Source organism: Ruegeria sp. BHSA118 (assembly GCF_059613405.1).
The window spans coordinates 1-9237 of sequence record NZ_JBXWSM010000108.1 but is presented as its reverse complement, the minus strand read 5'-3'; the positions used below and the strand labels follow the sequence as shown (position 1 = coordinate 9237).

The following is a 9237-nucleotide window of genomic DNA, read 5'->3' as shown; positions in this document are numbered from 1 at the left end:
CCCAGAGGGATCGAAACCAGATAGGCAATCAGCGTTGACCACAGGCCCAGCGAGATCGAGACCGGCATTTTCTCGAGCACCAGATCAATCACGCTGATCGAGCGGAAATAACTCTCGCCGAAGTCCAGCGTCAGATAGTTGCCCATCATGATCAGAAAACGTTCCAGGGGCGGTTTGTCGAAGCCGAACTCCTTTTCAAGTTCGGCAATGAACTCGGGCGGCAGGCCCCGCGCACCGACATATTTGTCGTCGAAAACGCCGCCCGCCGGTTCTGAACCCGCGCCGGCATCGCCTGCACCTGCAAATCCGGCGAAAACATCCCCCTGACCTTCGATCTGGGCAATGATCTGCTCGACCGGCCCGCCAGGCACGAATTGTACCAGCGTGAAGTTGACGATCATGATGCCCAGAAGGGTCGGGATGATCAGCAACAAACGTCTTAGAATATAGGCGCCCATGTTATCGCAGCGCGCCTTTCGCTTTCAGTGCAGCCTCTTTTTCCGGATTGATCCACCACAGGTCCAGATGACCCAGCGAATAAGGCGGCAGGTTTTCCGGGTATTCATACATATCGTAATATGCCGTCCAGTAGTCTGCGATATATCCCACTGGGACCACGAAGAACTCGTACCGCAGGGCGCGGTCCAACGCCTTCAACGCCGTGTCCTGATCCGCCTGATTGTCGGTATCAAAGGATGCTTCGATGATTGCGTCAACCAAAGGGCTGGCCAATCCGGCCGGGTTGAAAAGACTGAATGCTGCCTCTTCCGACCCGTACATCTGGCTCAACCCGCCACCGGTCGACAAAAAAGACCCGTAGCGCGTGGAATAGACCATGTCATAGTCCCGCTCGCGGCTGCGCAGCGTGTATTGCGCCGGGTCAACCTTTTCCGCCGACGCATCCACGCCAATGGCCTGAAGGTTCTGGACATAGGTTTCAATCATCGTGGCCGTCGAGGTCGGCAGGTTTGAAGGATAGGGGATATTAACCTTCAGTGTCTGCCCTTCCGCGTTACGCCGCACGTTGCCATCGCCGACGGGCCACCCGGCCTCGTCCAGCAGTTTCGCGGCTTTTCGCAGATTTCTGCGATCGTTCAGGCGCGCGGGGTTTGACTCGTGAACCGTCACGGCAGGTTCTGAAAGAAGGTCCTCGGGCACAACCTCACCCAGCCCTTGAAGAAACGCCAGTTCATCGCCCTCGGGCAGGCCATGCGCTTCCAGCGGGGTGCCTTGCGTAAAGGAATTGCGCGGTGAATTCAGACCGAACAGCAAGGATTCATTTGCCCATTCGAAATTGAAGGCCAAGGCAAGGGCCTTGCGTACGTTCTTGTCGGAAAACTGCGGTTTCCCGAGGTTGAAGACGAAACCTGAAGGTGTTGGCGGGCTGCCATCCGGTATCTCATCCCGTACGATCACACCTTCGTTCAGCTTCGGAAAATCATACGCCGTCGCCCAAAGCTTGGGATCGCTTTCAATCCGCAACGTGTATTCACCGGCCTTGAACCCCTCGAACGCCGCCGTCTGATCGGCGAAATACTCGACGCGGATGGTATCGAAATTGTTCCGACCGACATTGAATGGCAGATCCCTACCCCAATAGTCGTCACGTCGCTTGTAAACGATACGGCGATTGATGTCATAGCTGTCGAGTTTATAGGGGCCAGATCCGACCGCCACTTCCAGACGCGGCTCATCGAGGCGCCGGGACTCATCCGCCTCGAACCATGCTTTCGAAAAGACGGGGGTCGATCCAACGGTCTCGATCAAACTGCGGCGGGTGACTTCCGGATTGAACGAGAACTTGACCGTGTGATCATCCAACGCTTCGGCCCCCGTCACCATGCGGCCCACGGCTTGGGCGTACGAAGGCAGGCCCTGTTCGATGAACAGGCGGTGGCTGTAGACAACATCCTCTGCCGTCACCGGCGTGCCATCCCAAAAGGTTGCTTCGGGTCGCAAATGGAAAATGACGTAGTTGCGCCCTTCATCATATTCCAGACTTTCCGCCACTACGCCGTAATACTGCCCGACACCGTCATCAGAGCTTTCGAACAGGCGATCATATTGCAGCGTCGTCAAGGCGCCTGCGCGCCCCTTGCGGGAATAGGGATTCAGGGAATCGAACGTCCCTGAAGCCGCCAAGGACAACTCACCACCTTTGGGCGCATCCGGGTTCACATAATTCAGATGCGGATAGTCAGCAGGGTAATCCAGATTGCCGAAATACGAATATCCATGACTGCGGGTAACCCCCTCATCCAATGCCAATGCGGCTTGCGATGAGAGCAGAACAGCACAAAGCCCGAATATGCCAGCCAATGGCCTGACCTTAAGATCACGTGCAGCAGGCATTAGGGATATCATGGGGCTCATCCTCTGGGTTATTGTAATCTTTTATGTCGCATACGCTAGCTAAAGTGCCAACGCTGACAGATTCAAGTTTAGAATGCGTGAGCGCTTTGTGAAGGTTTCTTCAGACAAAAAAAGCCGCTGCGCGGGGCAGCGGCTCTGAACTTGTCTGGCCTGTCAGGCAATCAGTTGCCGATTGTTTGCAGATAGGCAATCACGTCTGCGCGGTCCTGCGGTTTTTTCAGGCCGGCAAAGCTCATCGAAGTGCCCGAGATATAGCTGCTGGGCTTGGTCAGGAACGCGTCCAGCGCTTCGGGTGTCCAGTTGCCGCCATGCGCCTGCATACCGGCCGAGTAACCGGTGAAGCCGTTGGCCGAGGCGACCGGGCGATTAACCACACCGTACAGGTAGGGGCCGGTGCCGTTTGCGCCGTCTTCCAGCTTGTGGCACGCGGTGCATTTGCGGAACACTTTTGCGCCGCTCTCGACGTCTGCGGCGGCCAGCAGGTCTTCAAAGACCACTTCTTCGCCGTCGGCGCTTTCGCCCGAGCTTTCGGTTTCGATAATGTAGGCGGCCTCAGCCGAGCCATGGCCACCGGAAGAATAGAGGACATCTGCCCCCCATTTGGCCAGAAGCAGCACCAGGAAAGTGCCGAACAGGCCTGCGGCGGCCTTGGTAACTGTCATCGTGTCGAACATTGATCGCGTGTCCATTTCAGCTGTCTGGGCAGGTGTCTAAGGCTTCCACTTGCGAGAGGCAAGGTATAGACACCGCGACGAAACGACCAAATCGCGAACTTGTTGCATGGAATCGACCAAATGACCAATCGCATTGCTTTTCAGGGCGAACCCGGCGCCTACAGTCACGAGGCCTGCCGCAACGCACGACCCGAAATGGAGGCCCTGCCCTGCCGCACATTCGAGGACGTGATCGAATCAGTTCGCTCGGGCGCGGCCGATCTGGCGATGCTGCCGGTCGAGAATACGACCTATGGTCGGGTTGCCGATATTCACCGGCTGTTGCCCCATAGCGGGCTTCACATCATCGATGAAGCGTTCGTGCGTGTTCACATCAACCTTCTTGGTGTACCCGGCGCAAAACTGGAGGACATCACCGAAGCGCATTCGCATCTGGTATTACTGCCGCAATGTTCAGGTTTTCTGAAAGAACACGGTATTCGCGGCCGTGTCAGCCCCGACAATGCCCGCGCCGCGCGCGAAGTGGCCGAAATCGGGGATTTGCATTCCGCCGCTCTGGCCAGCGAGCTGGCTGCTGAAATCTACGGCCTGAACGTGCTGGCCCGTCATATCGAGGATAATGACGACAACACGACCCGTTTTCTTGTCATGTCACGCGAAACGGATTTGTCCCGCCGGGGCGATCATGGGATGATCACCAGCTTTGTGTTTCAGGTCCGCAACATCCCTGCCGCGCTTTACAAAGCGATGGGCGGGTTTGCCACAAACGGGATCAACATGACCAAGCTGGAAAGCTATATGGTCGACGGCTCCTTCACGGCAACGCAGTTTTATGCGGATATCGTTGGACATCCCGAAGACCGCAACGTGCAGTTGGCCATGGACGAGCTTGAGCATTTCACGACCAATGTCGAGGTTCTGGGTGTCTATCCTGCGGCCCATCCTCGCGGCTGACAGGTCACGCGAAAGACTGGCTGAATTCCGATTGGCGCAAGTCATTGCGCCATGCTTGAAGAACTGCCTGCACGTTGGCTTCGATGCCGTCCGTCGAATCAATCTCGATATCGTAAACTCTGCCAGCGTGGATCATGGATTGGTCACGTTGGGCGCTTCCCACCGGACGGTCGCCGCGCAATCGTTCGCGCACGTTCAACTCGGGAACCGGGCAATGGACAGCTACGAACAGAACATCAAACGGGCGGAAGAGGTCGCGCAAGTCTTTGGCCCACCCCGGCGTATCCAGAATATGTTCCAAAATCAGATTGTTGCCCGAGGCCGCATAAGCAGCCAGCGACTGATGAAACCCATCAAAGACGGCTGATCTGTCGTCGGACCAATCGAACTCGCCACGGCGATAGCGTTCAAGCGGCAGAACACCAGAATCGCGCAGGTGATCGATCGAGATATGCCAGAACGGCTTCTCTATCTTCTGCTGCAATGCCTGTGCGATCGTCGATTTTCCACTGCTTGATGCGCCGTGCAGAAAAATAATGTGCGACATCTGACGTTTCATTCCCAAGCCTTGCCCCGATCAGCCCGGCAGACGCCGTTCACGCCCCGTGCAGGTGACGCAGCTCCAGTTCACGCGCAAACTCGCTGAACCGCACCTGGAATTGCTTGCGGAACTTTGACTGTCCAAGCTTCATGGACTGCAACAGCAACCGCGCGGGCAAGGACTTTGCGGCCAAGGACATCTCGATGCTCAGGCGTGTCCGGCGCGGAGACAGGGCCAGAAAATCAACTGTCGTCAGTCCGGTCATCCCTTTGCTGGCCGCCTCGAACCGCATTTGCGACGGCTTGTCGCAATCCGTCATCACCACCGACATCTGGCGCGGCTTTCCACGCAACTTGAATTCGGTTTTCCATTCAGTGCCGGCAACCACCATGGCATCAGTGTCCAGACGCCGCACATCGATGCCACGACGCATCGCCATACGTTCGAACCTTTCGAAATCCGACACCATGTCGAACACCGAATTGATCGGGGCTTCGATATCTTCGCGCGCTGAAAACTGCATAATGACCTTTGCTGTTTATGACTTCACCAGTTTTTCCTCAGTCCAGCGTATCCGCAAGCCAGTTCTGAAGCAGAAAATGAGCGATAGCCCCCTTGCGAGCCGGCAACAACCGGGGATGTTCGCCGGCAAAGGCCTGCATCATTTCGGATTTGCTGACCCACATCGCCTCTTCGATCTCGACCGGATCGATAACGATGTCGCGCGACATAGCCTCGCCGGCGCATCCGAACATCAGGGATGCCGGGAACGGCCAGGGCTGGCTGGACAGGTAAGACACCGCGCCAACAGGTACGCCTGCCTCTTCCATCACCTCGCGGCGCACCGCCGCTTCGAGCGTTTCGCCGGGTTCGACAAATCCCGCCAGCAAGGAAAACATTCCCTCGGGCCACCCCGGAGACCGCCCCATAAGCACATTGTCCCCATGCGTAATCAGCATGATCACAACCGGATCCGTGCGTGGAAAATGTTGCCCGCCGCATGACCGGCAACTGCGCTGCCATCCCGCTTGCGACATATCACTGGCTGCGCCGCAGCGGGCACAGAAACGATGTGTTTCGTGCCAACCGACAACCGCCTTCGCCGATGCGGCCAGTTCGGCATCACGAGGCGACAATCGCGTCATGATCCGGCGGAGCTCGGCAAACACATGCCCTTCAGGCAAATCCGGGTGCTGCTGTTCGGATCTGTCCACGAACTCTCCCAGGCCGGTCAGATCCAATCCCTCTGCCGCCCAGGCCGAGATATCCGCGGCAAACAGGGGTGCGCCCTCTGCGCTCAGGCCCAGAAAAACCGGTGCTTCGATCACGCCGCCGGGGCCATCGCTGATCAATGGGTGGGTCATCTGCGTCAGGGCAAGCTGATCCAGCGCCGCGCCCACGACCAGAAGCTTGCCTCGCCACAACAATATGCATCGCGCGGCAGGGTCACGCGCCATCTCGTACAGCTTCTCTGAATCCCCACGAAGATGCGCTGCCCGATTCAGGCCCGAGCCGCCAAAAGTCACCTGCTCTGCGTTTTTCATTGGAATTCCTTCTGGTCTTGCGCACAGGGCTGCCATGTCTCAGGCCCTGTTGCAATGGCAATTCAAGGCGCAAAACGCAGGGATACGCCACCGAAAAGCCGCATGGCGGCCCCGGAAAAATCATCTAGACTGCGTTTTGATGATTTTAGCCCATTACCACATTCAAAAGCAGAACAACAAAAGTGAAGCAAAACCCATCGACGCAGGTTCAACCCACAAAAGACCGTGGGCGTATTCGTATTCTTGCCACCTCCGACCTGCACATGCATCTGACCGGTTTTGACTATTACGCGGACACACCGGACCCGACGCTTGGTCTGACACGCACCGCCAGCCTGATCCGCAGGGCCCGACACGAGGCCACAGACGCGCTGGTGCTGATGTTCGACAACGGGGATTCGCTCCAGGGAACGCCGATGGGCGAATGGGCCGTTCGGAACGACAATCCCCACCCGATGATGCAGGCATTCAAGGCGCTGGACTATGATGCGATAGGTCTGGGCAACCATGATTTCGGGTTCGGGCTGCCGACATTGGACAAGATCCTTGCACAAGCCCCGTGCCCGGTTCTGTGCGGCAATCTTGATCGGTCCGGAGAAATACAATCATGGCAGCGTTTTGCGATCCTCGACCGTATCGTGACTGTGGGAAACAAGGATTTACCCATTCGCATCGGCGTGTTTTCGGTTCTGCCACCGCAGACAACACGTTGGGAAGAACATAATCTGAACGAAAGCGTAATGGCGGACGACATCGTTGTCGCGGCCCGGTCCCTGACGCGTATCTTGCGCGAAAAGGGGTGCGATCTGATCGTGGCGCTCGCCCATTCCGGGCTTGGACACCCGGACACAGCGACCGACACTGAAAATGCCGTTATTCCCCTGGCCGCGATTGAAGGCATCGACGCCGTTGTCGCCGGGCACACGCACCTGACCCTTCCCGCACGCAGCAGCGCGCAAACCCGGAACGTGGATTACGTGAAAGGGCTGGTGCATGGAACGCCGGTTGTCATGCCCGGCTCGGCAGGCGCATTTCTTGGGGTAATCGATCTGGCCGTTACCCTACAGCCCCAGTCGGGGTTGCGTGTTGTCGACAGCCACGCCGAATTGCGCCCGGTTTCGGTGGGCGGCACCGCGATTGGCGAAGATTTGGAAATTGCGCATCTGGTTGAACCCGCACATCAGCAGACCCGTCAGGACATGGCCGCGCCCGTTGCGCGCGTCTCGGACACATTGCACAGCTATTTCAGCTTCTGTGCGCCGGATCGTGGATTGACACTTGTGGCCGCCGCACAGGCAGCCGCGTTACGCCAATTTTTACACGGCACCACGCTTGCAGAACTGCCACTGTTGTCAGCCGCGTCACCGGCCAAATGCGGCGGACGCTCTGGCCCCAGGCACTATACGGACGTGCCGCCCGGAGAAATCTGTCTGCGTCACGTGGCGGACCTGCATGTCTTTCCCAACGAGTTGCGCGCGGTTCAGATCACGGGCGCGCAGCTGCTGGAATGGTTGGAGATGTCAGCCAGCGCATTCAACCGACAATTCCCCGATGCCGGGGCAGAGCTGTTCGACCGGGATCGGGCGGGGTACAATTTCGATGTCATCTTTGGCCTGTCCTATCAGATCGACCCGTCGCAACCGGCGCGTTACCATGTCGGGGGGCAAATGATCCATCCCGGCCACAGGCGGGTGCATCATCTGACTTGCGCGGGCCAAGCCGTGCAGCCCGATCAGGCATTTGTCGTTGCGCTCGATAATTATCGTGCAAGCGGGGGCGGACATTTCCCGCATGTGTCATCGGCCCCGGCCATCGATCTGCCCCCGCTGGATATCCGGGACATTTTGCGGGACTACATGACGCACCGCCTGCCACCCGACCCATTGGTCCTGCAACCTTACCCGTTCTCTCTGATGCCGAAACCGGGGATGACGACCATTCTTCGGACTGGTCCCGGTGCGTTGAAGCATATCGACGAATTGAACAGGTTTGCCCCCAAGGTTCTGGAACCTGACGAAAACGGTTTTGCGCGCATTCGCCTGACGCTCTGACGGGTTGTCTTTTGCCGAAGCCTTCCCTATATCCAGAGTCGAGAGGTTGGCGCGGGCGAGCGCCTCGCCAACCTGGTCAGGTCCGGAAGGAAGCAGCCACAACGAGCCCCGCTTGGGTCGATGTCCAACCTCTCACTTTACGGACCTTAGCCGCAGGAGGGCTTTATGATTGTAGCAAAGACCCTTCGGGCAGCACGGTTCTGACCTCACGGTATCGACTGACTGCCTGAACACATGACCCGGGGATGAGCGATCGCCATCCGTCGGGAGTGCTGTTTCTGACGACAGGCAAACCAATGTATTTTTCACTTTCGGACCTGGGCTGGTCCTCTCACTTTGCTGCGCAACACGCGGCTTATCCTTCCTGCACACCTTTTCGCATCGCTTCCGTTCATCGGGACCGCCTGATCGGGCTGAACCCTGACGGCGAAGTCCCGTTGCTGACCCCCGATCAGTCAACCGGCACCTATGCCGTTGGCGATTGGGTTCTCACCGATGACGACAAACGCGTGCGCCATTTGCTGGACCGGCGCAGCCTGCTGCACCGACGCGCCGCCGGTACAGGTGCCGCGACGCAACTGATCGCAGCCAATGTCGATGTGCTGTTCATCGTCAGTTCGTGCAATGCCGATTTCAACCTGCCCCGGCTGGAACGATATCTGGCGCTTGCGCATCAGGCCGGGTGTTATCCGGTCGTCGTTCTGACAAAGGCCGACAAATCGGCGGACCCTGACAGTTTCTCGGGACAGGTGCAATCACTGGACCCGTTCCTGACGGTTCTGGCAATCAACGCGCTGGACCCGGCAGAGGTTGCAAAGGTTCTGTCCTGGTGCCCAAAAAGCCAGACCGGAGCGCTGGTTGGTTCGTCGGGCGTTGGCAAGACGACACTTGCCAATATCATGACCGATCAGGATCTCGCCACCTCGGACATTCGCGAGGATGACGCGCGGGGCCGGCACACGACAACTGCACGCGCATTGCACCGGATGCGCAACGGCGGCTGGTTGATCGATACACCCGGAATGCGTGCATTGCGCCTGCTGGACGCTCAGGACGGGATCGACGACGTTTTCTCGGACCTTGCCGAGTTGAGCCGGGAC

At 58.1% G+C, this 9237-nt stretch carries 9 protein-coding genes and 1 other RNA gene; 4 read left to right on the top strand and 6 right to left on the bottom strand.

What is annotated here, in order from left to right; translation table 11 throughout:
- The 3 genes from AC2FNN_RS20585 to AC2FNN_RS20575 all read right to left on the bottom strand — a co-directional run.
- The coding region (locus tag AC2FNN_RS20585) for an ABC transporter permease family protein (RefSeq protein WP_496760289.1) at positions 1-458 on the bottom strand (458 nt) is incomplete at its 3' end.
- Position 459: 1 nt separating this feature from the next.
- A complete protein-coding gene (locus AC2FNN_RS20580; protein WP_496760288.1) occupies positions 460-2364 on the bottom strand; it encodes an extracellular solute-binding protein in 1905 nt (634 codons plus the stop codon).
- A 170-nt stretch (positions 2365-2534) separates the two neighbouring features.
- Positions 2535-3047 (bottom strand): c-type cytochrome, encoded by a 513-nt coding sequence (locus tag AC2FNN_RS20575; RefSeq protein WP_496760290.1) that lies wholly within the window; start codon positions 3045-3047, stop codon positions 2535-2537.
- 120 nt (positions 3048-3167) lie between these two features.
- On the opposite strand from AC2FNN_RS20575, the gene AC2FNN_RS20570 reads away from it, so the two are divergent.
- Entirely contained in the window at positions 3168-4001 is an 834-nt protein-coding gene (locus tag AC2FNN_RS20570) for a prephenate dehydratase (protein WP_496760287.1), read from the top strand.
- A gap of 4 nt (positions 4002-4005) precedes the next feature.
- Here the strand turns inward: AC2FNN_RS20570 and AC2FNN_RS20565 are convergent, their stop codons facing one another.
- The 3 genes from AC2FNN_RS20565 to nudC are packed head-to-tail and all read right to left on the bottom strand — an operon-like array spanning position 4006 to position 6086.
- Positions 4006-4548: a chloramphenicol phosphotransferase CPT family protein gene (locus AC2FNN_RS20565; protein ID WP_496760286.1), complete on the bottom strand. Its 543-nt coding sequence runs from the start codon at positions 4546-4548 to the stop codon at positions 4006-4008.
- 49 nt (positions 4549-4597) lie between these two features.
- On the bottom strand, positions 4598-5065 hold the full coding sequence (locus tag AC2FNN_RS20560; RefSeq protein ID WP_496760285.1) for an SRPBCC family protein: 468 nt from the start codon (positions 5063-5065) through the stop codon (positions 4598-4600).
- A 37-nt stretch (positions 5066-5102) separates the two neighbouring features.
- Positions 5103-6086: an NAD(+) diphosphatase gene (gene nudC, locus AC2FNN_RS20555; protein ID WP_496760284.1), complete on the bottom strand. Its 984-nt coding sequence runs from the start codon at positions 6084-6086 to the stop codon at positions 5103-5105.
- Positions 6087-6268: 182 nt separating this feature from the next.
- Between nudC and AC2FNN_RS20550 the strand changes: the two genes are divergently transcribed.
- The 3 genes from AC2FNN_RS20550 to rsgA form a co-directional block, all read left to right on the top strand.
- Complete coding sequence (locus AC2FNN_RS20550; protein WP_496760283.1) at positions 6269-8137, top strand: bifunctional 2',3'-cyclic-nucleotide 2'-phosphodiesterase/3'-nucleotidase; 1869 nt, start codon at positions 6269-6271, stop codon at positions 8135-8137.
- Between the two features lie 39 nt (positions 8138-8176).
- Positions 8177-8275: signal recognition particle sRNA small type (gene ffs / locus AC2FNN_RS20545), an RNA gene on the top strand.
- 107 nt (positions 8276-8382) lie between these two features.
- The coding region (rsgA, locus tag AC2FNN_RS20540) for a GTPase RsgA (protein WP_496760282.1) at positions 8383-9237 on the top strand (855 nt) is incomplete at its 3' end.